At 56.5% G+C, this 22,373-nt stretch carries 21 protein-coding genes; 13 read left to right on the top strand and 8 right to left on the bottom strand.

Annotation, left to right across the window (positions count from 1 at the left end; all coding sequences use genetic code 11):
- Positions 1–3: 3 nt before the first annotated feature.
- The gene (locus VF709_RS03585) at positions 4–699 is read right to left on the bottom strand and encodes a CidB/LrgB family autolysis modulator (RefSeq protein WP_013097948.1); all 696 of its coding nucleotides are present in this window, start codon (positions 697–699) and stop codon (positions 4–6) included.
- Positions 696–1,094 (bottom strand): CidA/LrgA family protein, encoded by a 399-nt coding sequence (locus tag VF709_RS03580; protein ID WP_023619766.1) that lies wholly within the window; start codon positions 1,092–1,094, stop codon positions 696–698. Before VF709_RS03580 ends, VF709_RS03585 begins: the two co-directional genes overlap by 4 nt.
- Before the next feature lie 167 nt (positions 1,095–1,261).
- Between VF709_RS03580 and dusC the strand changes: the two genes are divergently transcribed.
- The 3 genes from dusC to VF709_RS03565 all read left to right on the top strand — a co-directional run bounded on the left by dusC (position 1,262) and on the right by VF709_RS03565 (position 4,806).
- The gene (gene dusC / locus VF709_RS03575; RefSeq protein WP_013097946.1) at positions 1,262–2,194 is read left to right on the top strand and encodes a tRNA dihydrouridine(16) synthase DusC; all 933 of its coding nucleotides are present in this window, start codon (positions 1,262–1,264) and stop codon (positions 2,192–2,194) included.
- 378 nt (positions 2,195–2,572) lie between these two features.
- Positions 2,573–3,991 (top strand): multidrug resistance outer membrane protein MdtQ, encoded by a 1,419-nt coding sequence (mdtQ, locus tag VF709_RS03570; RefSeq protein ID WP_038420194.1) that lies wholly within the window; start codon positions 2,573–2,575, stop codon positions 3,989–3,991.
- A 50-nt stretch (positions 3,992–4,041) separates the two neighbouring features.
- Positions 4,042–4,806 carry an SDR family oxidoreductase gene (locus tag VF709_RS03565; RefSeq protein ID WP_149896210.1) on the top strand — a complete coding sequence of 255 codons (765 nt, stop codon included), beginning with the start codon at positions 4,042–4,044 and terminating at the stop codon, positions 4,804–4,806.
- An 82-nt stretch (positions 4,807–4,888) separates the two neighbouring features.
- On the opposite strand, the gene VF709_RS03560 is transcribed toward VF709_RS03565, so the two are convergent.
- Positions 4,889–5,461: a DedA family protein gene (locus VF709_RS03560; RefSeq protein WP_013097943.1), complete on the bottom strand. Its 573-nt coding sequence runs from the start codon at positions 5,459–5,461 to the stop codon at positions 4,889–4,891.
- A 157-nt stretch (positions 5,462–5,618) separates the two neighbouring features.
- On the opposite strand from VF709_RS03560, the gene VF709_RS03555 reads away from it, so the two are divergent.
- Positions 5,619–6,206, top strand: a complete 588-nt coding sequence (locus VF709_RS03555) for a Yip1 family protein (protein ID WP_013097942.1) — start codon at positions 5,619–5,621, stop codon at positions 6,204–6,206.
- Between the two features lie 167 nt (positions 6,207–6,373).
- Positions 6,374–7,297: a D-alanyl-D-alanine endopeptidase gene (gene pbpG / locus VF709_RS03550; RefSeq protein ID WP_013097940.1), complete on the top strand. Its 924-nt coding sequence runs from the start codon at positions 6,374–6,376 to the stop codon at positions 7,295–7,297.
- A gap of 95 nt (positions 7,298–7,392) precedes the next feature.
- Here pbpG and VF709_RS03545 read toward each other — a convergent pair whose 3' ends face one another.
- Together VF709_RS03545 and dld are read right to left on the bottom strand one after the other, a co-directional pair.
- Complete coding sequence (locus tag VF709_RS03545) at positions 7,393–7,947, bottom strand: GNAT family N-acetyltransferase (protein ID WP_020690140.1); 555 nt, start codon at positions 7,945–7,947, stop codon at positions 7,393–7,395.
- 111 nt (positions 7,948–8,058) lie between these two features.
- On the bottom strand, positions 8,059–9,807 hold the full coding sequence (gene dld, locus VF709_RS03540) for a D-lactate dehydrogenase (protein WP_013097938.1): 1,749 nt from the start codon (positions 9,805–9,807) through the stop codon (positions 8,059–8,061).
- Between the two features lie 189 nt (positions 9,808–9,996).
- Here dld and bglX point away from each other — a divergent pair, with 189 nt between their 5' ends.
- From bglX to VF709_RS03515, 5 genes are all read left to right on the top strand, one after another.
- Entirely contained in the window at positions 9,997–12,294 is a 2,298-nt protein-coding gene (gene bglX / locus VF709_RS03535; RefSeq protein WP_149896211.1) for a beta-glucosidase BglX, read from the top strand.
- Between the two features lie 146 nt (positions 12,295–12,440).
- Complete coding sequence (gene osmF, locus VF709_RS03530; RefSeq protein WP_013097936.1) at positions 12,441–13,358, top strand: glycine betaine ABC transporter substrate-binding protein OsmF; 918 nt, start codon at positions 12,441–12,443, stop codon at positions 13,356–13,358.
- A 12-nt stretch (positions 13,359–13,370) separates the two neighbouring features.
- A complete protein-coding gene (locus VF709_RS03525) occupies positions 13,371–14,528 on the top strand; it encodes an ABC transporter permease (RefSeq protein WP_440230902.1) in 1,158 nt (385 codons plus the stop codon).
- Positions 14,521–15,471 (top strand): ABC transporter ATP-binding protein, encoded by a 951-nt coding sequence (locus tag VF709_RS03520; RefSeq protein WP_020690144.1) that lies wholly within the window; start codon positions 14,521–14,523, stop codon positions 15,469–15,471. Before VF709_RS03525 ends, VF709_RS03520 begins: the two co-directional genes overlap by 8 nt.
- A complete protein-coding gene (locus VF709_RS03515) occupies positions 15,455–16,192 on the top strand; it encodes an ABC transporter permease (RefSeq protein WP_013097933.1) in 738 nt (245 codons plus the stop codon). Before VF709_RS03520 ends, VF709_RS03515 begins: the two co-directional genes overlap by 17 nt.
- On the opposite strand, the gene VF709_RS03510 is transcribed toward VF709_RS03515, so the two are convergent.
- Positions 16,167–16,280 (bottom strand): protein YohO, encoded by a 114-nt coding sequence (locus VF709_RS03510; protein ID WP_010433613.1) that lies wholly within the window; start codon positions 16,278–16,280, stop codon positions 16,167–16,169. The two genes, VF709_RS03515 and VF709_RS03510, sit on opposite strands and share 26 nt — an antisense overlap.
- A gap of 69 nt (positions 16,281–16,349) precedes the next feature.
- Positions 16,350–17,090, bottom strand: coding sequence for an HTH-type transcriptional regulator MlrA (gene mlrA, locus VF709_RS03505; RefSeq protein WP_095428161.1), 741 nt, complete (start codon positions 17,088–17,090; stop codon positions 16,350–16,352).
- A gap of 218 nt (positions 17,091–17,308) precedes the next feature.
- Here mlrA and VF709_RS03500 point away from each other — a divergent pair, with 218 nt between their 5' ends.
- The 3 genes from VF709_RS03500 to VF709_RS03490 are packed head-to-tail and all read left to right on the top strand — an operon-like array spanning position 17,309 to position 20,225.
- On the top strand, positions 17,309–18,994 hold the full coding sequence (locus VF709_RS03500; protein ID WP_013097931.1) for a sensor histidine kinase: 1,686 nt from the start codon (positions 17,309–17,311) through the stop codon (positions 18,992–18,994).
- Positions 18,988–19,707, top strand: a complete 720-nt coding sequence (btsR, locus tag VF709_RS03495) for a two-component system response regulator BtsR (RefSeq protein WP_014832665.1) — start codon at positions 18,988–18,990, stop codon at positions 19,705–19,707. Before VF709_RS03500 ends, btsR begins: the two co-directional genes overlap by 7 nt.
- A 47-nt stretch (positions 19,708–19,754) precedes the next feature.
- Positions 19,755–20,225, top strand: coding sequence for a DUF1456 family protein (locus VF709_RS03490; RefSeq protein WP_038420182.1), 471 nt, complete (start codon positions 19,755–19,757; stop codon positions 20,223–20,225).
- A gap of 96 nt (positions 20,226–20,321) precedes the next feature.
- Here the strand turns inward: VF709_RS03490 and metG are convergent, their stop codons facing one another.
- Positions 20,322–22,355 (bottom strand): methionine--tRNA ligase, encoded by a 2,034-nt coding sequence (gene metG / locus VF709_RS03485; RefSeq protein WP_038420180.1) that lies wholly within the window; start codon positions 22,353–22,355, stop codon positions 20,322–20,324.
- Positions 22,356–22,373: the final 18 nt, after the last annotated feature.

Here is a 22,373-nt window from a genome sequence, read left to right as displayed (position 1 = left end):
ATTTTAGCCCATCACCGCCAGAATCACGGGGAAAATGAACGGCGCCATCAGCGAGGTCATGATTCCGCAGATCACCAGTGCCAGCGAGCTGAACGCCCCCTCCTGATAATCCAGCTCCGCACAGCGGGCGGTGCCCAGCGCGTGCGACGCGGTGCCCATCGCCAGACCGCGTGCGGCTTTGGTATGAATGCGCATGACATTGAGCAGGGTATGGCCAAACACGGCGCCCAGTATGCCAACAAAGATCACGCACATGGCGCTGATGGCAGGAATGCCGCCGAGGCTGCCGCCCACGGCCATGGCGATAGGCGTGGTCACCGATTTCGGCAGAATAGAGGCGGCAATTTGCGCAGAGGCCCCCATCAGCAGTGCGACTGAAGTACCGGTGATCATCGCCACCAGGCTCCCCACAAAACAGATGGTAATAATGGATTTCCAGCGGGCGCGGATCTGGTGCAGCTGTTCATATAAAGGAAACGCGAGGGCGACCACGGCGGGTTGCAGCAGGTCGTTTAAAATTTTGCTGCCGGCAAAGTAGCGTTCGTAAGGGATACCGGTAAGCAGCAGGAACGGGATAATCACCACCATCGCCACCAGCAACGGGTTAAGCAGCGGCATCTTGAACCGGGCGGCAAGTTTGCGTGCCGCGAAGAATACCGCCAGGGTTAATGGCAGCGACCACCAGATATTGGCCATCATTGTTTTGTTCCTTTCTGTCCAACCACTTTACGTTCGCCATGTACCAGATGCGAACTCCAGCTCACCACAAGGAAAACCACCAGCGTACTGACCGCGCAGGAGACGACAATCGGGCCGAACTGGGCTTTAAGCAGATCGAAGTACTGCATGACCCCGACGCCAATCGGCACGAACAGCAGCGCCATATAGCGAATAAGAACGAAGCAGCCGGGGTTGACCCACTTAGCGGGCAGAATTTGCAACGCCAGCAGAACAAAGAGGATCAGCATGCCGATAATGCTGCCGGGAATGGTGATAGGAAGCAGGGAAGCGATGAAAATCCCGGCGTACAGGCAGGCGTAAATCAGGACGAATGCGCGCAGATATTGCCAGATAATGTTCAATGATTTTCTCATGGTTAAAATCCTTGCTGAAACGCATTCATCATACAATTAAACCAGAAAGTGTGCCATGGATCACATCATGAATTTTAAGCATACCCGTCATTCCAGAATAGAACGTCGTGCTTTCAACATACATACAGAGCGATTACTATAGCGCGTCTTTTTTCACAGGTACTGCTATGCGTGTTTTACTGGCCCCAATGGAAGGCGTGCTCGACTCCCTTGTGCGCGAACTTCTGACCGAGGTGAACGATTACGATCTCTGCGTGACGGAGTTTTTGCGCGTGGTCGATATGTTGTTGCCGGTAAAATCGTTCTACAGACTCTGCCCGGAGCTGCACCGCCAGAGCCGGACCACCTCCGGCACGCTGGTGCGTATTCAGCTGCTGGGCCAGTATCCTGAATGGCTGGCCGAGAACGCCGCCCGTGCCGTCGAGCTCGGCTCTTACGGGGTCGATCTCAACTGTGGCTGCCCGTCGAAGCTGGTGAACGGCAGCGGCGGCGGGGCGACGCTGCTGAAAGATCCTGAGCTGATTTACCGTGGCGCGAAAGCGATGCGTGAAGCCGTGCCTGCCCATTTGCCGGTGACGGTGAAAGTGCGCCTGGGCTGGGACAGCGACGCGCGGCAGTTTGAAATTGCCGATGCGGTGCAGCAGGCCGGGGCTACTGAACTGGTGGTGCATGGCCGCACCAAAGAAGATGGTTATAAAGCCGAGCGCATTAACTGGCAGGCAATTGGTGAGATCCGCAAACGCCTCAGCATTCCGGTGATCGCCAACGGTGAAATCTGGGATTACCAGAGCGCGCAGGCCTGTCTCAAGGCCACCGGCTGCGAGGCGGTGATGATCGGCCGCGGGGCATTGAATGTGCCTAACCTCAGCCGGGTGATTAAATATAACGAGCCGCGTATGCCGTGGGCTGATGTTGTGACGCTGCTGCAAAAATATAGCCGTCTGGAAAAGCAGGGCGACACCGGGCTATATCACGTGGCGCGCATCAAACAGTGGCTCAGCTATTTACGCAAAGAGTACGATGAAGCGCTGGGGTTATTTCAGGAGATTCGGACATTACAGACTTCTGCGGATATTGCGCGGGTGATTCAGGCAAAATAATAAGCGTGTGACCGCAATTATCGCTGTGAAGCGCTGGACCAGACGCATGGGCTGGCTGACCTTTGCCCGGCGCGGTGCCGGGCAAATGAATCAGAAAATCATCTTGAACACACCCGTTACCACCAGCAGTCCTATCAGAAATATAATTAAAATGACCCACAATAATATTTTCATCCCCTTCTCCTGCGTATGTATGTCAACAGTAAGTGTAGCAGGCAATTTATAATTAAGATGAATTTGTTAATTTGACTTATTCTCGGCATGTATAATTTTCTAATTACAAAAATGTATGACAATTTGCGCATTGCCAAGCATTACTAAAAAAAAGAGAGGCATCAGGCGTACTTTGCGCCTTTATTTTTTGGCGTGAATGGCGTAATGAAACGTTTTCTTATTTTATCTCTGAGTGCTCCCTTTGCCGTTATTCTGGCCGGCTGTGCGCCGCAACATGCCACGGTAACTCCCCTTAATACCCAGTCACTCACGGCGTCGGTTAATACGGTGCTGCCTCATCAGGACTGGCCGAAAAATGCATGGTGGAAAGCGTATAACGATCCGCAGCTTGATAAGCTAATTGCCAAAGCATTAAGCGATGCGCCCGATATGCAGATTGCCCGTCAGCGTATTACCCTTGCCGAAGCCCAGGCCAAAGCAGCCCTGGCGGCCGACGGCCCGCAAGTTGATTTTTCGGCCGATGCCGAACGTCAGAAAATGTCCGCTGAAGGGCTGATGGGGCCCTTTGCCATAACCGACCCGGCTGCGGGCACCACCGGCCCCTGGTATACCAACGGTACCTTTGGCTTGACCGCGGGCTGGGATCTGGATTTGTGGGGCAAAAATCGCGCCCGGTTGGAGGCCCGGATAGGCAAGGTGAATGCGCAAAAAGCGGAGCTTGAGCAGACCCGTCAACTGCTTGCCAGCAGCGTGGCGCGGCTCTACTGGGACTGGCAAACTCAGGCGGCCGTGGAGGAGGTCCTCACGCAGATCAAATCCCAACAGGACAATATCATCGGTGCCGATCGCGAGCTGTATCAGCACGGGATCACCTCCTCTGTAGAAGGTGTCGAAACCGACATCAGTGCCAGCAAAACCGAAGAGCAGATCGCAGAGGTTCACGGCAAAATGAAAGCCATCGAGGCGCGTCTGAACGCGTTGACTAATACCCCCGCGCTGGCGCTCACACGGCATGCCCTACCGACGGTTGAAGCGTCGTTACCGTCGACGCTGGGATATGAACTGCTGGCCCGACGACCGGATCTGCAGGCGGCGCACTGGTATATCGAAGCGTCAATGAGCGAGGTCGAAGCCGCCAGAGCGGCGTTTTATCCTGATGTGAATCTGATGGCGTTTTTACAACAGGATGCCCTGCACCTGAGCGATCTGTTCCGTTCTTCAGCCCAGCAAATGGGTGTGACCGCCGGGCTGACTCTGCCCATTTTTGACAGCGGCAGGCTGAACGCGCAGCTGGATATTGCCCAGGCGCAGAACAATCTGTCGGTGGCGAACTACAACAAGGCGGTGGTGGATGCCGTGAACCAGGTGGCGCGCACGGCCAGCGAAGTGGAAATGCTGACGGCGAAAAATCAGCATCAGCAGCAGGTAGAAAAAGATGCGGCGCGCGTGGTGGCGCTGGCGCAGGCACGTTTTAGCGCCGGAATTATTGCCGGCTCGCGCGTCAGTGAAGCCAGAATTCCAGCGCTGAAGGAACATCTCGCCGGATTGATGCTGCAGGGCGAGTATATCGACGCCACGCTACAGCTCACCTCCGCGCTGGGTGGTGGTTATCATCATGGCTAATCAGGGTCATTATCTATACTTACCTCTTTGCCGTTCTTCAGGAGGTGAGTATGACCAAAGTAGCGATTGTTACCGCATCGGATTCCGGGATTGGTAAAACCACAGCCCTGATGCTGGCTGAACGTGGGTTTGATATTGGCGTCACCTGGCACTCTGATGAACAAGGGGCCCGGGATACCTGCCGCGAAGTGGAGGCGCAGGGACGGCGGGCTGAAGCTATCCACCTTGATCTAAGCACCCTTCCACGGGGCGCGCAGGCGATAGAAACGTTAATTGCCCGTTTTGGTCGCCTGGACGTGCTGGTTAACAATGCGGGTGCGATGACCAAAGCGCCCTTCCTGGATATGCCGTTTGACGACTGGCGAAACATTTTCACCGTCGACGTGGACGGTGCGTTTCTCTGTTCGCAGATTGCCGCACGTAAAATGGTGGAGCAGGGGGAAGGAGGGCGAATCGTCAATATCACCTCGGTGCACGAACATACGCCACTGCCGGAAGCCAGCGCCTATACCGCCGCAAAACATGCGCTGGGAGGATTAACCAAATCGATGGCGCTGGAACTGGTGCAGCACAACATTCTGGTGAATGCCGTTGCGCCGGGGGCGATTGCCACACCGATGAATGATATGGACGAGAGTGAAGTGAAGGAAGGGTCGATGCCAGCGATCCCGCTCGCAAGACCGGGATATACCAAAGAGATCGCCAGTCTGGTGGCGTGGTTATGCGACAGCGACGCCAGCTACACCACCGGGCAGTCGTTTATCGTCGATGGCGGGTTTATGCTGGCGAATCCGCAATTTAAGCCGGCGGGGTAGCTTCCCCTCACCCCGTGGGAGAGGGCGTTTTAAGTTCCCTCTCCACGTGGGAGAGGGTTAGGGTGAGGGCAACAGACCGCACTCACTCCTCATCCTGCTTCTTCTCTCTGTGCCGCATCCACAGCCTGACTCCAATCACCGCCACCACCACCAGAATCAGCCACGCCCAGTGCTTCAGATGCTGGTCAAGGTTATGCAGCCACGGGCCAATCACTTCTCCACCCACGTAACCGAGCGTGGTAAAGATCAGCGCCCAGGCGCACGCGCCAATCACGTTCAGCGGCAGGAAAATTTTCGGCGGCAGGCGGCTGGCGCCAATCAATATCGGCCCGATAATCCGAAAGCCGTACATAAAGCGGGTGCCAATCACAAACAGGTAAGGGTGGCGCTGGATCAGCCGCTGCGCGCGGTTAATTTTCTTCTTGTGCTTAGCGAAACGCTTAAGCAGCGTTGGCCCAAAACGCAGCCCCAGAAAGTAGAGCAGCTGATCGCCAATCATCCCGCCCAGCGCAACCGCGGCGACAACCAGCGGGAATTTAAGTAATCCCTGATGCGCGGCGACGCCGCCTAACAGGGTGATGGTTTCACCTTCTGCCACGCTTCCGACAACCAGCGCAGCGTATCCGTATTGTTCAATAACTCCGTTGATATCCATTACGTAAATATCATCTCCCTCAGCGTGCCTCGGTTAATCATATACCCCTTGTGACAACCGCGGGGCAATCAACGGAAATTTCCCACTGTACATAAAATAATCTAAACCCTGCATTATACTTAAGGTATCGATGACGGGCCGACAACAAGGGGGCGCTATGAACCATGTCTGGGGACTTTTTTCCCATCCCGATCGTGAAATGCATGTCATCAAAAGTGAGAACGAAACGGTCTCGCATCATTACACGCACCACGTGCTGCTGATGGCGGCGGTGCCGGTGATATGCGCGTTTATTGGTACAACGCAAATCGGCTGGAACTTTGGTGATGGCACCGTAGTACAGCTTTCCTGGTTTACCGGGCTTTATCTTGCCATTCTCTTTTATGGCCTGATGCTGGCAGGGGTGGCGGTTATGGGACGCGTCATTCACTGGATGGCACGTAACTATCCGCAGCGTCCTTCCCTGGCACACTGTATGGTCTTTGCCGGATACGTCGCAACCCCGCTGTTCTTAAGCGGTATTGTTGCGCTCTATCCCCTGGTCTGGCTGTGCGCGCTGATCGGGACCATTGCGCTCTTTTACACCGGCTATCTGCTGTATCTGGGCGTACCTACCTTCCTGAATATCAATAAAGAAGAAGGCCTGAGCTTTTCCAGCTCTACGCTCGCCATCGGCGTGCTGGTACTGGAAGCGTTACTGGCGCTGACGGTGATTCTTTGGGGTTATGGTTACCGTCTCTTCTGAGTTAATTGCATTGCTGGCGTAAATGCCAGCAATGCAGCATCTGTTCACGATTATCCGCTGGCGACAATGCACGGTGACCGCTATGATGCCGAAGCCAGCCTGTGTTTCTCCGTCGACGCAGGCGGTGTACGTCATAACGTGCGTGAATAATTATCAGAAGTCTCACCATGCTGAAATTCCGAGTTTCTTTACTTAGCCTGGCACTGTTGCTGGGGGCGTCCGCTGGCGTGCCAGCTCTCGCCAAAACGCCCGCGGTGACCACCGCTGCTGCTCAACCGCAAATCGCTTCCGGCAGCGCGATGATTGTTGATCTCAACACTAATAAGGTGATCTACGCCAGCCATCCGGATCTGGTGCGCCCGATCGCCTCGATAACCAAATTAATGACCGCGATGGTAGTGCTGGATGCACATCTGCCGCTGGATGAAAAACTGAAAGTGGATATCAGCCACACGCCGGAGATGAAAGGGGTTTACTCCCGCGTACGCCTGAACAGTGAAATCAGTCGTAAAAATATGCTCTTGCTGGCGCTGATGTCGTCTGAAAACCGCGCCGCGGCGAGCCTCGCCCACCATTATCCGGGCGGCTACGATGCCTTCATTCGAGCGATGAATGCCAAAGCCAAAGCGCTGGGAATGAATAACACCCGTTTTGTTGAGCCGACAGGTCTGTCGATTCACAACGTCTCTACGGCGCGCGATCTGACCAAACTGCTGATTGCCAGCAAACAGTACCCGCTGATTGGGCAGCTCAGTACCACCCGTGAAGAGATGGCGACCTTTGCGAACCCGGCCTATACGCTGCCGTTTCGCAATACGAACCACCTAGTGTACCGCGAGAACTGGAACATTCAGTTAACGAAAACCGGCTTTACCAACGCGGCGGGGCACTGTCTGGTGATGCGTACCGTGTTCAACGGTAAACCGGTGGCGCTGGTGGTGATGGATGCCTTCGGCAAATATACTCACTTCGCCGATGCCAGCCGACTGCGCACCTGGATTGAAACCGGGAAAGTGCAGCCTGTTCCGGCTGCGGCATTGACGTATAAAAAGCAGAAAGCCGAGCAGATGGCGACGGCGCAGAACGATTAGGTAAAAGCAAAACGGTAACTGTGTTACCGTTTTTTATGTTTTCTCCCTCTCCCGGTGGAAGAGGGCGGGGGTGAGGGCACCAGACCGAACTGGGCCTATTCCGGCAGGGTCCAGTCTCCGTCGTTGAGCGGGCGCTGCATAATCACCGTATCCCGCCAGTCGCCTTTTTTGTAGCCCACGCTGCGCAGCTGACCGACCACTTCAAAACCGTGCTTTTTATGCAGCCGCAATGACCCGGCGTTATTATGACCATCCCCCACAACGGCAATCATCTGACGCCAGGGACCTTGTTCGCAGCGTTCAATCAGCGCGTCCATTAGTGCACTGCCAAAACCGCGTCCGGTGGTGCTGGCATCCACGTAGATTGACTCTTCCAGCGTGAAGCGATACGCGTGTCGTGGACGGTATGGCGTGGCGTAGCAATAGCCCACCACAATGCCGCGATACAGCGCCACCAGCCAGGGCAAACCGTTATCGGTCACGTTTTTCAACCGCTTACGCATTTCATCAACGGTGGGGGGGATTTCCTCAAACGACGCACGTCCGTGAAGTACATGCCATGCATAAATAGCCGAAATGGCATGCACATCGTCGGGAAGGGCATCGCGCACTTCCACTTCGGTTACGGATAAAATATCAACAGCCGACATGATGTGCCTGCTCCTCGTCAAAGAATGCCGGAGAAACGTTTCTCCGGCGAGTGCAGGTACTCTAGTACGATTGAGCTGTGCTTAACAATCTCTTAAATATGGCTGTATGAATTAATCAGATGCTTGCGTAATGGCCTGCTCTGCGTTATCGCTCTCTTTCCAGTATTTATTCCGCGTTGTTTTACCAATGCCGGGATTCATACTGTTTGTAGGGTCATTCTCGCGATAAAACTGCTTAAGTGTCTCAGGGGCTTTGTAAAGATGCCCAACGTTGTGTTCCGCAGGATATTGTGCGCCACGTTCGCGCAGAAGGGCGAGCATCTCCTCTTTCAACGCGTGCGCGTCGACCCCTTTTTTAACGATGTAATCCTGGTGGAAGACGTAGCACATAAAGTGGCCGTAGTAGAGCTTATGCACCAGCTTGCTGTCGATTTCCGGCGGCAGGTGTTCAAACCACTCGGTATCGTTGCGTCGCAGGGCAATATCCAGCGCCAGAATATCCTCTACTTCTTCTGAGTGTACGGCCTGGTAACGGATGGCGGCCCCCGCAGCGGCAAAACGGTGCAGGAACGCTTTGCTCCCCTCCTCAGGTGTACAGGCGAAGAAATCTCCCTCGGCGGTTTTGAAGAATTCGCTCAGCCAGTTTTGTGCTTCGGCGATCCCGTCCCCGGCCATTTTCAGCAGCAGGTGATGTTCATACTTGTCGCGCCAGGTTTTCATTCGCTCCGGCAGGTGGGCCGGGAAAACGTTACCCAGCTTCTGCATAAAGCGGTCGGTGAAGTGGGGTTTAAACAGCGGCACTTTCTCCAGCATTGCATCAGTGCGGCCCTTCATGGTGAAGAAGAACGGCATCTTGTCGGTGCCGAGCTTGTCGATCATCAGGAACGTATCTTTGCCGTAGCGTTCGGCGATGTCGTAAATATCCCGATGCATATACTCGCCCGCCACCGGCAGATGCGTGAATTCGCCCAGAATATGACGACGGATTTCGGTCAGCACGTCAGGCTGATTGGTGCCGATGTAAAACACCTGCTGTTTTTTCTCGGCCGGGAAGGTGTCGAGCCGGACCGCGAAAACGGCCAGTTTGCCCGCGCAGCCGGAGGATTCGAACAGGCGATCCGGGTCGGCGTTGTAACGCGCTGGCGTATCCGCGTTGATATCCCGTACGCGGGTGATGTAATCGTGATCGTGGGCATGACGCCCATCGTGCTGTACGTCTTCATCTTTCACGCGATCGTCGTCGAGCTTACTCAGGATCTGCTCCGGCGTGACGCCCAGATCGATTCCCAGATGGTTCACCAGCGTCAGCTTGCCGTTTTCATCAATACGGGCATAGAGCGACATTTCGGTATAAGCCGGGCCGCGCTGCACCAGCGAACCGCCGGAATTATTACAAATCCCACCAATGACGGAGGCGCCGATGCAGGATGAACCAATCACCGAATGCGGTTCGCGCCCAAGCGGCTTAAGCGCTTTTTCCAGCGAGTAGAGGGTGGTACCGGGGAAGGCCAGTACCTGCTCGCCTTTATCGAGCAGGTGAAGTTTGTCGAGGCGCAGGGTGCTGATAATCACGATGTCGCGATCGTAATCGTTGCCGTTCGGCGTCGAACCTTCGGTCAGGCCGGTATTAGCCGCCTGCATTAAAATAATCTTGTCCGCGGCGACGCAGGCGCTCAGGACGCGCCACAGCTCCAGCAGCGTGCCGGGAAAAACCACCGCCAGCGCATCGCCCTGTCCGGAACGAAAGCCCTTACGGTAGCGGGCAGTTTTGGCCGGGTCGGTAAGCAGGTGAGAGTGACCAACCAGGCGCGACAGTTCGTTAATAAAAGTCGTGTTATCGGCAGTTCGAACAGAAGACATCTTCCACTCCTTGTGGTGGGGCAAATTTCTCGCTGTAAAGCATAGCGCGATTAGCTGTTTAGAGGGCGCGTATTTGTGAGAAAAATCAGAGAATAACCCTGCAACGTTCTGAGGGTTTGTGGCACACTGCGCTTTTCGCACGCCCTGGCCGAGATCTTCCGGCGGAAATTGATGAGAGAGTAAAACGACATGAAATGGCTATGTTCTGTAGGTGTCGCCGTCAGCCTGGCACTGCAACCTGCGCTGGCAGATGAACTGTTTGGCAATCACCCGCTTACGCCTGAAGCACGGGACGCGTTTGTCACGGAATTGCTCAAGAAAATGACGGTCGATGAGAAGATCGGCCAGCTGCGTCTTATCAGCGTCGGCCCGGATAACCCGAAAGAGGCGATCCGCGAAATGATTAAAGAGAGCCAGGTAGGGGCGATTTTTAACACCGTGACCCGTCAGGATATCCGCAAAATGCAGGATCAGGTGATGGAACTTAGCCGCCTGAAAATTCCGCTGTTCTTCGCCTATGACGTGGTACACGGACAGCGTACCGTTTTTCCTATCAGCCTCGGTCTGGCCTCCTCCTTTAACCTCGACGCGGTGAAAACCGTCGGGCGCGTCTCGGCATATGAAGCCGCAGACGACGGCCTGAACATGACCTGGGCCCCGATGGTTGACGTCTCCCGCGATCCGCGCTGGGGCCGCGCGTCAGAGGGCTTTGGTGAAGATACTTATTTGACCGCCACGATGGGGAAAACCATGGTGGAAGCGATGCAGGGTAAAAGCCCGGCAGATCGCTATTCGGTCATGACCAGCGTCAAGCACTTCGCCGCCTATGGTGCCGTGGAAGGCGGTAAAGAGTACAACACCGTCGACATGAGCCCGCAGCGTCTGTTTAACGATTACATGCCGCCGTACAAAGCAGGCCTGTATGCCGGTAGCGGCGCGGTGATGGTCGCCCTGAACTCGCTCAACGGCACGCCTGCCACCTCTGACTCCTGGCTGCTGAAAGACGTGCTGCGCGACCAGTGGGGCTTCAAGGGCATCACCGTCTCTGACCATGGCGCCATTAAAGAGCTCATCAAACACGGTACGGCCTCCGACCCGGAAGATGCGGTGCGCGTGGCGCTCAAATCCGGCATCAACATGAGCATGAGCGACGAATATTACAGCAAATACCTGCCGGGGCTGGTGAAGAGCGGCAAGGTGACGATGGCGGAGCTGGACGATGCCACGCGTCACGTGCTGAACGTGAAATATGACATGGGGCTGTTTAACGATCCGTACAGCCACCTGGGTCCGAAAGAGTCAGACCCGGCGGACACCAATGCCGAAAGCCGTCTGCACCGTAAAGAGGCCCGAGAAGTGGCCCGTGAAAGCCTGGTGCTGCTGAAAAACCGCCTCGACACGCTGCCGCTGAAAAAATCCGGCACCATTGCGGTGGTCGGCCCGCTGGCCGACAGCAAGCGCGACGTGATGGGGAGCTGGTCTGCTGCGGGCGTGGCCGATCAGTCCGTGACCGTGCTCACTGGTATTAAAAATGCGGTCGGTGAAAACGCTAAGGTGGTGTACGCCAAAGGGGCGAACGTCACTGATGATAAAGATATCGTGACCTTCCTCAATCAGTATGAAGAGGCGGTGAAGGTGGATCCGCGCTCGCCGAAAGAGATGATTGACGAAGCGGTAAACGCCGCGAAACAGTCTGACGTGGTGGTTGCCGTGGTGGGTGAAGCACAGGGGATGGCACACGAAGCCTCCAGCCGAACGGACATCACGATCCCGCAAAGCCAGCGCGATCTGATCGCCGCCCTGAAAGCCACCGGCAAGCCGCTGGTGCTGGTGCTGATGAACGGTCGTCCACTGGCGCTGGTGAAAGAAGATCAGCAGGCTGACGCTATTCTGGAAACCTGGTTCGCCGGTACGGAAGGGGGCAACGCCATCGCCGACGTGCTGTTTGGCGATTACAACCCGTCGGGCAAACTGCCGATGTCCTTCCCGCGCTCTGTCGGGCAGATCCCGGTGTACTACAGCCACCTGAATACCGGCCGTCCGTATAACGCCGATAAGCCAAACAAGTACACCTCCCGTTACTTCGATGAAGCGAACGGCCCGCTGTATCCGTTTGGTTACGGTTTGAGCTACACCACCTTTAAGGTCTCTGATGTGAAAATGTCGGCCCCGAGCCTGAAGCGTGACGGTAAGGTGACAGCCAGCGTTGACGTGACGAACACCGGTAAACGTGAAGGTGCGACGGTGATCCAGATGTATGTTCAGGATGTAACCGCCTCCATGAGCCGTCCGGTGAAACAGCTGCGCGGCTTTGAGAAGGTCAACCTGAAACCTGGTGAAACCAAAACCATCAGCTTCCCGATTGACGTGGATGCCCTGAAGTTCTGGAACCAGCAGATGAAATACGATGCGGAACCGGGCAAGTTCAATGTCTACATTGGTGTGGATTCCGCCCGCGTCAATAAAGGCGAGTTCGAGCTGCTGTAACCTTTCCCTCCTTTGCATCCCCCGTCCACCGGGGGATGCGTCTTACCTTATGCTAAAAAGGCATTTTGCCGGGTAAATCCGCCGTTTTAAGCTACGCTTTTCTCTCAAGCCTCTGAAAAAGGCAGCAAAAAAATGAGGATAGTGGAATGACGATTAAAACGGGGATGGTAGTTTCTGCGGCGTTATTCGCGGCGCTAAGCCTGCCGTTACAGGCGGCAGAACCGGTAAAAGTGGGCTCAAAGATCGACACTGAAGGCGCGCTGCTCGGGAATATTATTTTGCAGGTGCTGGAAAGCCACGGCGTGAAAACCGTGAATAAAGTTCAGCTGGGTACCACGCCCGTGGTACGCGGGGCCATCACCTCCGGCGAGCTGGATATCTACCCGGAATACACCGGCAACGGGGCATTTTTCTTCAAAGATGAAAACGATCCGGCATGGAAAAACGCCAAAGCCGGGTATGAAAAAGTCAAAAAACTCGATGCAGAACAGAACAAGCTGGTCTGGCTGACTCCGGCTCCGGCCAACAACACCTGGACCATCGCGGTGCGTAAAGACGTGGCGGAGAAAGGCAAACTGACGTCACTTGCGGATCTCAGCCGCTATCTGAAAGAGAAGGGCGACTTCAAGCTTGCGGCCTCGGCGGAGTTTATCGAGCGTCCGGACGCGCTGCCTGCTTTCGAAAAAGCCTACGACTTCAAGCTCGACCAGGCACAGTTGCTCTCGCTCGCGGGCGGTGACACCGCGGTGACCATCAAAGCGGCGGCGCAGCAGACCTCTGGCGTCAATGCGGCGATGGCCTACGGTACGGACGGCCCGGTCGCGGCGCTTGGTCTGCAGACCTTAACCGATCCAAAAGGCGTTCAGCCTATTTATGCCCCCACGCCGGTGGTGCGTGAGGCGGTGCTGAAAGCCTACCCGGATATCGCCGACTGGCTCAAACCGGTCTTTGAAAAACTGGATGCAAAAACGCTGCAACAGCTCAATGCGAGCATTGCCGTAGAGGGACTGGATGCCAAAAAAGTGGCCGCCGATTTCCTGAAACAACAAGGGCTTGTGAAGTAACAGGACAGGGCTGTGCCAATAAAATGTCATAACCGCGTACTGCTGCTGTTGGCCTGTGTGGCCGTTGCGGCGGTCGCGCTACCGTTTGTCAATGTGGCGCCAAACCGCCTGATGTCGGGGGAAGGGCGCGCGCTCTGGCAGGTCTGGCCGTTTACGCCGCTGCTGCTGGTTGTGGCGCTGGGTGCACTGGTTGTGCTCTCGCTCAGCCGTGGGCGGGTTGCACAGTGGCTGACGTTACTCCTCAGTGAAGGTCTCTTCATCACCTTGTTCTGGAGTGCCGGGCTTGCCGCCACGCACATGACCTCGGCGGAAAGTCCACTGGCGCGAACCACCGTGGGCAGTGGACTGTGGCTGTGGCTGGCGCTGTGTCTGCTGGCCTGCAGCGATGCGATCCGCCGCCTGATCCCGTCGTCTGCCTGGCGCTGGGTGCTCAATGCCCAGATCTGGTGTATTCCGTTGCTGCTGCTGTTCAGCGGTGAGCTGAATAATCTCTCGCTGTTAAAAGAGTACGCCAACCGTCAGGAGGTGTTTGATGATGCGCTGGCGCAACACCTGACGATCCTCTTCGGCACGCTGTTCCCGGCGTTACTGCTGGGGGTACCGCTGGGCATGTGGTGTTATCGTCATCCCTCCCGCCAGGGCGGGGTTTTTGCCGTGCTCAACGTGATCCAGACCATCCCTTCCGTGGCCCTGTTTGGCCTGCTGATTGCGCCGCTGGCGGGGCTGGTGAAGTCATTTCCGGCGTTAGCCTCGGTCGGTATCGCCGGAACCGGATTAACCCCCGCGCTTATTGCCCTGGTGCTGTACGCGCTGCTGCCGCTGGTCCGCGGCGTGGTGGCGGGCTTAAGCCAGGTCGCGCCGGATGTACTGGAGAGCGCCCACGCGATGGGGATGAGCCGGCGACAGTGCTTCTGGCAGATCCAGCTGCCGCTCGCCTTGCCCCTGCTGCTGCGCAGCCTGCGGGTGGTGGCGGTCCAGACCGTCGGGATGGCGGTTATCGCCGCGCTGATTGGCGCAGGCGGTTTTGGCGCGCTGGTGTTCCAGGGGCTGCTGAGCAGCGCGCTGGATCTGGTGTTACTGGGCGTGGTGCCCACGATTGCACTGGCGGTCGTCATCGATGCGCTGTTTGCCTTATGGCTCGCGTTGCTCGGGAGAAGAGCCAATGATTGAATTTCACGATGTCAGTAAAACATTTGCCGGTCGTCCGGCAGCAAGTCACCTGAACCTGAATTTTGCCGAGGGGGCGTTTTCGGTACTGATTGGCACCTCGGGGTCGGGGAAATCCACCACGCTGAAGATGATCAACCGCCTGGTGGAGCACGACAGCGGTGTAATACGTTTTGCCGGGGAAGAGATCCGCAGTCTGCCGGTGCTGGAGCTGCGTCGTCGCATGGGCTACGCCATCCAGTCCATCGGCCTGTTTCCCCACTGGACGGTCGCGCAGAACATTGCCACCGTGCTGCAGCTGGAAAAATGGTCGCGGGCAAAGAGTGACGAGAGGGTGGACGAGCTTATGTCGCTGCTGGGGTTAGAGCCTGGGCTGCGTGGCCGCTATCCGCATCAGCTTTCAGGTGGACAACAGCAGCGTGTGGGAGTGGCGCGCGCGCTGGCGGCGAACCCGCAGGTATTGCTGATGGATGAGCCTTTTGGCGCGCTCGATCCCGTTACGCGCGGGGCACTGCAGACCGAGATGACCCGCATTCACCGCATCCTTGGCCGGACGATCGTCCTCGTGACCCACGATATTGATGAGGCGCTGCGGCTTGCCGATCATCTGGTGTTGATGGACCACGGGGAAGTGATCCAGCAAGGTACGCCGCTTGAACTGCTGACCCATCCGCAGAACGATTTTGTGCGCGAGTTTTTTGGGCGCAGCGAACTGGGCGTCAGACTGCTCTCCCTGCGAACCGTCAGCGATTATATGCGTCGGCAGGATGTGGCGATGGGCGGTGAACCGTTACAGGAACAGATGAGCCTGCGGGACGCGCTCTCCGCGTTTGTGGCGCGCCAGTGCGAGGTACTGCCGGTTACGGATGCCGCTGGGGCACCGTGCGGCACCCTGCATTTTCGCGATCTGCTGGCCGGGGAGGTGACGCGTGAAGGTCATGCGTGATCCGCTCCTCTGGCTGACGGGGCTTTTTGTTGCACTGCTGTTTCTGATGCCACACAGTGGGGCGCTGTTCAGCTCGCTTTTTCCCGGCCTGCCGCGCCCCGTCTATCAGCAGGAGAGTTTTATCAATCTTGCCCTGGCGCACCTGTGGCTGGTGGCGCTCTCCAGCGCGATTGCCGTGGTGCTGGGCGTGGGGGCGGGGATTGTGGTCACCCGGCCCTGGGGAAGAGAGTTTCGCCCGCTGGTAGAGACGATTGCGGCTATCGGACAGACATTTCCGCCGGTGGCGGTACTGGCGATTGCGGTGCCGGTGATCGGGTTTGGTCAGCAACCGGCTATCATTGCGCTGATCCTTTACGGCGTGTTGCCTGTTCTTCAGGGGACGCTGGCGGGCATTGCGTCGGTACCGGCATCGGTACTGAGCGTGGCCGAAGGGATGGGCATGAGCAGCGGTCAGCGGCTGTGCAAGGTTGAGCTGCCGCTTGCGGCACCGGTGATTATCGCGGGGATCCGTACGTCGGTGATTATTAACATCGGCACGGCGACCATCGCGTCTACGGTGGGGGCCAATACGCTGGGAACGCCGATCATTATCGGCTTAAGCGGGTTCAATACGGCCTATATCGTTCAGGGTGCGGTACTGGTGGCGCTGGCGGCCATTGTTATCGATCGCCTGTTTGAACGACTGGCCCGGCTTCTCAGCCGACACCGCCACGAACAATAAATGAGTACCCGGCCAGCATCACGCCGCCGATGCCGCTTACGGCCATCAGTACAAAAAGGGTAATTACGGCCAGTTTGGTTGCCTTCATCATCTGCTCCTGTTGTTAACGGAACAATTATACGGTGAAGCGCAGCTGTTAATGAACCATTAAATGCCGTTACGTTTCATCGGGGCCCAGGGCGTAAACCGGATAGCCGTGCTCCCGCCATTCCGTCAGCCGCTGTTGCTGCGAGGCGGTGGGCACTTCCCCGCACCAGACCAGCAGAGTCTGGCCGTCGAAGAATTCGGGCCGTAGCTGAGCCAGCGAATGCGCCAGCACCTCCACGCGCCAGCCCTGCTGGGTGGCGATCCAGGCTTCGAGCCACAGCCGCGTGGTATCGTGCACGTTCCAGCCAACAACCAGCGCGTCTTTTCCGCCCTTGTTTCGCGCCGAGGCCAGACAGACGGCGATATAATTGATCAGCACCCCGTCGAGCATACTCAGCAGCGCCTGCAGGGTAGAGTGCTGGCATTGCAGCCGTCGACGAAGCGGGATGAAAAGATGGTTGATTAAGGTTTGCGCCGGATAATCGCGGCCTTGCTCTTTGATCCACGCGCGCAGACGTTGAACGTTGCCCGCCTGCAGAAGCCGGAGCAGGGTTTCCTGCTGTTCGCGCCAGCGGTGTTGGGTACCGGGATCGTCATGGCAGAGCAGCGACTTTACCTTGCTCACCTGCACACCGTTATCTATCCAGCTTTTGATCTCGCGGATCCGATCGATGTCGGCATCATTGAAAAGGCGGTGACCGCCGTCCGTGCGCTGCGGTTTGAGTAAACCATACCGTCGCTGCCAAGCCCGTAGCGTGACGGGATTGATATCACAAAGGAGTGCCACTTCACCGATCGTGTAAAGCGCCATATTCGCCCCCTGGCTAACGCGTCCCCAGCTTAACTGTAGACCCAGTTTGTCGAACCAGGAAGGATTGCCTTTTTTTTGTACAAATAATGCGAAGCAGCCGTTATGTTCGGCAAAAGATGTGATGACGGACACGATTTATCGCTTTTTTGGACTGCTTCAAAGAAACTTCGGCGCCTTCAGTGTATGTTACGCGTTTTCAGAAGGTGCGGTTCCTGAGTATGTACGAGTTTAATCTGGTGCTGCTGTTGCTTCAGCAGATGTGCGTGTTTCTTGTCATCGCCTGGTTGATGAGTAAGACGCGTCTGTTTATCCCGCTGATGCAAGTCACCGTCCGCCTGCCGCACAAGCTCCTCTGTTATGTGACTTTCTCCATTTTCTGCATCATGGGGACCTATTTTGGCCTCCATATTGAAGACTCCATTGCCAATACGCGCGCCATCGGCGCGGTGATGGGCGGGCTGCTCGGCGGCCCCGTTGTGGGTGGCCTTGTCGGTTTAACCGGTGGGCTGCACCGCTATTCCATGGGCGGGATGACGGCGCTGAGCTGCATGATCTCGACCATCGTAGAAGGGCTGCTTGGTGGCCTGGTGCACAGCTACATGATCAAACGTGGCCGCCCGGATAAAGTCTTCAGCCCGCTTACCGCTGGCGCGATCACCTTTGTGGCCGAAATGGCGCAAATGGCGATCATTCTGCTTATCGCCCGACCTTTTGAGGACGCACTGCATCTGGTGAACAGTATTGCCGCCCCGATGATGGTCACCAACACCGTGGGCGCGGCGCTGTTTATGCGCATTCTGCTCGACAAGCGCGCCATGTTTGAGAAATACACCTCGGCGTTCTCTGCCACGGCACTGAAAGTCGCCGCTTCAACCGAGGGGATCCTGCGTCAGGGCTTTAACGAAGAAAACAGCATGAAGGTGGCACAGGTGCTCTATCAGGAGCTGGATATCGGTGCCGTTGCGATTACCGATCGTGAAAAGCTGCTGGCCTTTACCGGTACCGGCGACGATCACCACCTTCCCGGCAGACCGATTTCGTCCGCGTATACGCTTCGTGCGATAGAGACCGGTGAGGTAGTCTATGCCGACGGTAACGAAGTGCCTTACCGCTGTTCGCTGCATCCGCAGTGTAAGCTCGGCTCTACGCTGGTCATTCCGCTGCGGGGGGAAAACCAGCGGGTGATGGGAACCATTAAGCTCTACGAAGCGAAGAACCGCTTGTTCAGCTCGATCAACCGGACGTTGGGGGAGGGGATTGCGCAGCTGCTTTCCGCGCAGATCCTGGCGGGGCAATATGAGCGGCAAAAAGCCCTGTTAACGCAGTCGGAGATTAAGCTCCTGCACGCTCAGGTGAACCCGCATTTCCTGTTTAATGCCCTCAACACCCTGAAAGCGGTGATCCGCCGCGACAGCGATCAGGCCGCGCAGCTGGTGCAGTTTCTGTCGACGTTTTTCCGCAAAAACCTGAAACGGCCGTCTGAGATTGTGACCCTGGCCGATGAGATTGAACATGTTAACGCCTACCTGCAGATTGAGCAGGCGCGCTTCCAGTCTCGTCTGCAGGTGTCGTTATCCGTGCCGGATGAGCTGGCGTATCAGCATCTCCCGGCCTTTACGCTGCAGCCTATTGTGGAAAATGCCATTAAACACGGGACATCGCAGCTTCTGGGCACCGGGGAGATCACTATTTCTGCCAGCCGTTTTAATCATCATCTGGTGCTGAATATTGAAGACAATGCCGGGCTTTACGTCCCGTCCGCTTCCGGCGGGCTGGGGATGAGCCTGGTGGATAAACGCCTGCGCGCTCACTTTGGGGATGGATGTGGCATCACCGTGGCCTGTGAGCCGGACCGATTTACCCGTATTACGTTACGATTGCCGCTGGAGGAGACCGCATGTTAAGAGTGCTGATAGTCGATGATGAACCGTTGGCACGGGAAAACCTGCGCGTGCTGTTGCAGGAGCAGAGTGACATTGAGATTGTGGGAGAGTGCGCCAATGCCATTGAAGCCATTGGTGCTGTGCATAAACTGCGCCCGGATGTGCTATTCCTCGACATCCAGATGCCTCGTATCAGCGGGCTGGAGATGGTCGGCATGCTTGATCCGGAGCATCGCCCGTATATCGTGTTTCTGACGGCGTTTGACGAATATGCCGTGAAGGCATTTGAAGAACACGCGTTCGATTACCTGCTGAAGCCGATTGAAGAGAAGCGGCTCGAAAAGACCCTGACGCGTTTACGCCAGGAGCGTACGGTACAGGACGTCACGCTGCTGCCGGAAAACCAGCAGCCGCTGAAGTTTATCCCGTGTACCGGGCATAGCCGAATTTACCTGCTGCAAATGGATGATGTGGCATTTGTCAGCAGTCGCCTGAGCGGGGTGTTTGTCACCAGCGCCGAGGGCAATGAAGGCTTCACCGAGCTGACGCTGCGCACGCTGGAAAGCCGCACGCCGCTTGTCCGCTGCCATCGGCAGTATCTGGTTAACATGGCGCACCTGAAAGAGATCCGTCTGGAAGATAACGGTCAGGCAGAGCTGGTACTGCGGGCCGGTCAAACGGTACCCGTCAGTCGTCGCTACCTGAAAAGTTTGAAAGAGGCGATTGGGCTGTAAAACTGGTACACTGCGCGCCATTGCATCATCGACAGTTAAAGGCACTCATGCTTAGTAATGATATTCTTCGTAGCCTGCGCTACACCCTGAAAGCAAACAACAACGACATGGTGCGCATTCTTGCGCTGTCTGCCATGGAATCCACCTCTGCTGGTTTTGACACCTGGATGACCAAAGAGGACGAAGAGGGGTTTATTCGCTGCCCTGACATTATCCTGTCAGGCTTCCTGAACGGCCTGATCTACGATAAGCGTGGCAAAGATGATTCTGCACCTGAACTGGCGCTGGAGCGTCGGGTGGACAACAACACGGTGCTGAAAAAGCTGCGTATCGCGTTCTCGCTGAAAACGGATGATATTGTGGCGATCATGACGGAGCAAAAATACCGCGTATCCGTGCCGGAAGTGACCGCCATGATGCGTGCGCCGGGCCACAAAAATTACCGCGAGTGCGGCGACCAGTTTCTGCGTAACTTCCTGCGTGGGCTGACCCACCGGGTGCATAATACGAAGGCGTGATTGCGGAATGGGTGCGGCCTGATGCCCTCATCCCGGCCCTCTCCCTGTGCGAGAGGGAGAACAAAAAAAGCCGGAGATAATCTCCGGCTTTTTTTGTTATTTCACCTGCTGACCCGGCTTCGCGCCTTCGTCAGGGCTTAACAGGAAGATATCTTTCCCGCCAGGGCCTGCGGCCATCACCATCCCCTCAGAGATGCCGAAGCGCATTTTACGCGGTGCCAGGTTCGCGACCATGACGGTCTGACGGCCAATCAGTACCTGCGGATCAGGATAGGCAGAACGGATGCCGGAGAAGACGTTACGCTTCTCACCGCCCAGATCCAGCGTCAGGCGCAGCAGCTTGTCAGAGCCTTCCACGAATTCCGCGTTTTCAATCAGCGCCACGCGCAGGTCAACTTTAGCGAAATCGTCAAAGGTGATGGTCTCCTGAATCGGATCGTCTGCCAGCGGGCCGGTCACCGGTGCGGCAGCTGCTTTCACCTCTTCTTTCGAGGCTTCCACCAGGGCTTCAACCTGTTTCATTTCGATGCGATTGTAGAGCGCCTTGAAGGTATTCACCTTGTGGCCGAGCAGCGGTTGCTGGATTGCATCCCAGCTTAGTTCGGTGTTCAGGAATGCTTCTGCACGCGCTGCCAGCTGTGGCAGTACAGGCTTCAGCCAGGTCATCAGCACGCGGAACATGTTCAGACCCATGGTGCAGATCGCCTGCAGGTCAGCGTCACGGCCTTCCTGTTTCGCGACAACCCACGGGGCCTGCTCGTCCACATAGCGGTTGGCAACATCGGCCAGCGCCATGATTTCACGAATTGCTTTACCGAATTCACGGCTTTCCCAGGCTTCGCCAACCGCAGCGGCGGCATCGGTGAAGGTTTTATACAGCTCAGGATCGGCCAGCTCGGCAGAAAGCACGCCGTCAAAACGCTTGGCGATAAAGCCCGCGTTTCGGGACGCCAGGTTCACCACCTTGTTCACGATGTCCGCGTTCACGCGCTGCACGAAATCTTCCAGGTTCAGGTCGATATCGTCGATGCGGGAAGAGAGCTTCGCCGCGTAATAATAACGCAGGCTGTCCGCATCAAAGTGGTTCAGCCAGGTGCTGGCTTTGATGAACGTCCCACGCGATTTGGACATCTTCGCGCCGTTCACCGTCACGTAGCCGTGAACAAACAGGTTGGTTGGCTTGCGGAAGTTGCTGCCTTCCAGCATTGCCGGCCAGAACAGGCTGTGGAAGTAAACGATGTCTTTGCCGATGAAGTGATACAGCTCGGCGGTGGAATCTTTCTTCCAGTATTCCTCGAAGCTGACGGTGTCGCCACGCTTGTCGCACAGGTTCTTGAAGGAGCCCATGTAGCCGATTGGCGCGTCCAGCCAGACGTAGAAATATTTGCCTGGTGCATTTGGAATTTCGAAACCAAAGTAGGGCGCATCGCGGGAGATATCCCACTGCTGCAGGCCGGATTCGAACCACTCCTGCATTTTGTTCGCTACCTGCTCCTGCAGCGCGCCGCTGCGGGTCCACGCCTGCAGCATTTCGCTAAAGGATGGCAGGTCGAAGAAGAAGTGCTCGGAGTCACGCATCACAGGCGTGGCGCCGGAGACCACCGATTTCGGGTCGATCAGCTCTGTCGGGCTATAGGTAGCGCCGCACACTTCGCAGTTATCGCCGTACTGATCCGGTGATTTACATTTCGGGCAGGTGCCTTTGACGAAACGGTCCGGCAGGAACATGCCTTTTTCCGGATCGTACAGCTGAGAAATAGTGCGGTTTTTAATAAAACCGTTCTCTTTCAGACGGGTGTAGATAAGCGTTGACAGCTCGCGGTTCTCCTCGCTGTGCGTGGAGTGGTAGTTGTCATAGCTGATGTCAAAGCCAGCAAAATCGGTCTGATGCTCCTGACTCATTTCGGCAATCATCTGCTCCGGGGAAACTCCCAGCTGCTGGGCTTTCAGCATGATCGGCGTGCCGTGGGCATCGTCCGCGCAGATGAAGTTAACCTCGTGGCCGCGCATTCGCTGGTAACGGACCCAGACATCAGCCTGGATATGCTCCAGCATGTGGCCGAGGTGGATTGAGCCGTTGGCGTACGGCAGTGCGCACGTTACCAGAATTTTTTTCGCGACTTGAGTCATAGTAGGCATTACTTCTTT

It is taken from the genome of Enterobacter sp. Lyrl_3, from assembly GCF_051948675.1.
Taxonomy (GTDB): domain Bacteria; phylum Pseudomonadota; class Gammaproteobacteria; order Enterobacterales; family Enterobacteriaceae; genus Enterobacter; species Enterobacter cloacae.
Note: the sequence above shows the minus strand (reverse complement) of the source record. Positions and strands in the feature narration are given on the sequence as shown.

What these genes read in the sequence shown, in the direction of transcription:
- VF709_RS03585 (WP_013097948.1), bottom strand. Translation starts at nt 699, where the DNA reads ATGATGGCCAATATCTGGTGGTCGCTGCCATTAACCCTGGCGGTATTC.
- VF709_RS03580 (WP_023619766.1), bottom strand. Translation starts at nt 1,094, where the DNA reads ATGAGAAAATCATTGAACATTATCTGGCAATATCTGCGCGCATTCGTC.
- dusC (WP_013097946.1), top strand. Translation starts at nt 1,262, where the DNA reads ATGCGTGTTTTACTGGCCCCAATGGAAGGCGTGCTCGACTCCCTTGTG.
- mdtQ (WP_038420194.1), top strand. Translation starts at nt 2,573, where the DNA reads ATGAAACGTTTTCTTATTTTATCTCTGAGTGCTCCCTTTGCCGTTATT.
- VF709_RS03565 (WP_149896210.1), top strand. Translation starts at nt 4,042, where the DNA reads ATGACCAAAGTAGCGATTGTTACCGCATCGGATTCCGGGATTGGTAAA.
- VF709_RS03560 (WP_013097943.1), bottom strand. Translation starts at nt 5,461, where the DNA reads ATGGATATCAACGGAGTTATTGAACAATACGGATACGCTGCGCTGGTT.
- VF709_RS03555 (WP_013097942.1), top strand. Translation starts at nt 5,619, where the DNA reads ATGAACCATGTCTGGGGACTTTTTTCCCATCCCGATCGTGAAATGCAT.
- pbpG (WP_013097940.1), top strand. Translation starts at nt 6,374, where the DNA reads ATGCTGAAATTCCGAGTTTCTTTACTTAGCCTGGCACTGTTGCTGGGG.
- VF709_RS03545 (WP_020690140.1), bottom strand. Translation starts at nt 7,947, where the DNA reads ATGTCGGCTGTTGATATTTTATCCGTAACCGAAGTGGAAGTGCGCGAT.
- dld (WP_013097938.1), bottom strand. Translation starts at nt 9,807, where the DNA reads ATGTCTTCTGTTCGAACTGCCGATAACACGACTTTTATTAACGAACTG.
- bglX (WP_149896211.1), top strand. Translation starts at nt 9,997, where the DNA reads ATGAAATGGCTATGTTCTGTAGGTGTCGCCGTCAGCCTGGCACTGCAA.
- osmF (WP_013097936.1), top strand. Translation starts at nt 12,441, where the DNA reads ATGACGATTAAAACGGGGATGGTAGTTTCTGCGGCGTTATTCGCGGCG.
- VF709_RS03520 (WP_020690144.1), top strand. Translation starts at nt 14,521, where the DNA reads ATGATTGAATTTCACGATGTCAGTAAAACATTTGCCGGTCGTCCGGCA.
- VF709_RS03510 (WP_010433613.1), bottom strand. Translation starts at nt 16,280, where the DNA reads ATGAAGGCAACCAAACTGGCCGTAATTACCCTTTTTGTACTGATGGCC.
- mlrA (WP_095428161.1), bottom strand. Translation starts at nt 17,090, where the DNA reads ATGGCGCTTTACACGATCGGTGAAGTGGCACTCCTTTGTGATATCAAT.
- VF709_RS03500 (WP_013097931.1), top strand. Translation starts at nt 17,309, where the DNA reads ATGTACGAGTTTAATCTGGTGCTGCTGTTGCTTCAGCAGATGTGCGTG.
- btsR (WP_014832665.1), top strand. Translation starts at nt 18,988, where the DNA reads ATGTTAAGAGTGCTGATAGTCGATGATGAACCGTTGGCACGGGAAAAC.
- VF709_RS03490 (WP_038420182.1), top strand. Translation starts at nt 19,755, where the DNA reads ATGCTTAGTAATGATATTCTTCGTAGCCTGCGCTACACCCTGAAAGCA.
- metG (WP_038420180.1), bottom strand. Translation starts at nt 22,355, where the DNA reads ATGACTCAAGTCGCGAAAAAAATTCTGGTAACGTGCGCACTGCCGTAC.